1 protein-coding gene and 1 tRNA gene are annotated in these 1,006 nt (G+C 65.4%); both read left to right on the top strand.

Annotated features, from left to right (window positions below):
- Positions 1-160: 160 nt before the first annotated feature.
- The gene (locus IEZ21_RS29120) at positions 161-823 is read left to right on the top strand and encodes a DegT/DnrJ/EryC1/StrS family aminotransferase (protein WP_189324851.1); all 663 of its coding nucleotides are present in this window, start codon (positions 161-163) and stop codon (positions 821-823) included.
- 91 nt (positions 824-914) lie between these two features.
- Positions 915-987, top strand: a tRNA-Thr gene (locus tag IEZ21_RS29115).
- The last annotated feature ends 19 nt before the right edge of the window (positions 988-1,006 follow it).

Raw genomic sequence — 1,006 nt, 5'->3', positions numbered from 1 at the left:
TGGTACTGCAGGGGGGACCCTGTGGGAGAGTAGGACACCGCCGAACAAACATTGAAAGAGCTGGTCCCCGAACTTCGGTTCGGGGACCAGCTCTTTTTTGTTGTGCGTCACTTGGAGTTCACGTTGCGCGATAAGCATCCCGAGTATGGGGACTGTAGGAATGCTCAGGGCCGCGGGTGTTGGACTTGGTGACGAGGTCATCGTGCCGGCGTTCGGGAACGTCGAGGTCGCCGAGGCCGTGAGCCTGACTGGTGCGATGCCGGTGTTCGCCGACATCGACCCGGCCACGTACTGCCTTGATGTCCCCGCTGTCGACGCTGTCGTCGGGCCGCGGACGGTGGCTGTCGTCGCCGTGCACCGCTTCGGTCAGCCCGCTGACCTCGCGGGGCTGCGGCGCGTTGGACAGCGGCAAGGTCTCCTGGTGCTGGAGCAGAGCGAGTCGAAGGCGCCGTACGACGAGGTCGAGCAGCGCAGGGCTCATGCCGCGTATCTGGACAGGCGGTTGAGCGGGGTGCGGACGCCGGAGGGCGGTATCGGGCACACGTACCAGCAGTACGTCGTGCGGGTGCCGGGCAATGGGCGGCCGGACCGGGACGCTTTCGCACGGGCCGTGCGGGCCAGGGGAGTTGAGTGCTGGGTGCCGGTGAAGACGCCTGTGCACCGGATGCCTGGGTTCCGGCGGGATGTGTATCTGCCGGAGACTGAGCGCGCCGCGGACGAGACGCTGGCGCTGCCCGTGGACGCTGCTTTGGCGAAGCGTGAGATGCATCGGATCGTGTCCGCGTGCAACGCGCTCGGTGGGTTGTTGCAGCCTGCCTTTTAGCCGAGCGCGGTGTCGAACAGGGTTGGGGGCACTCTGCTGTTCGGGGTATGATCTGTGCCGTTGCCGCGAGGAAAACCCGAAAGCGCGACAGGCCCCTATAGCTCAGTCGGTAGAGCGTCTCCATGGTAAGGAGAAGGTCAACGGTTCGATTCCGTTTGGGGGCTCCGAGAGAAAAGGCCTCCG

Source organism: Streptomyces flaveus (genome assembly GCF_014647675.1).
In the GTDB taxonomy this organism is placed as follows: domain Bacteria; phylum Actinomycetota; class Actinomycetes; order Streptomycetales; family Streptomycetaceae; genus Streptomyces; species Streptomyces flaveus.
The sequence above is the reverse complement of the archived record's forward strand: the minus strand, read 5'-3'. Positions and strand labels throughout refer to the sequence as shown.

Bases quoted from the DNA above. Each gene is read 5' to 3' on its own strand.
- IEZ21_RS29120 (WP_189324851.1), top strand. From the start codon at position 161: ATGCTCAGGGCCGCGGGTGTTGGACTTGGTGACGAGGTCATCGTGCCG.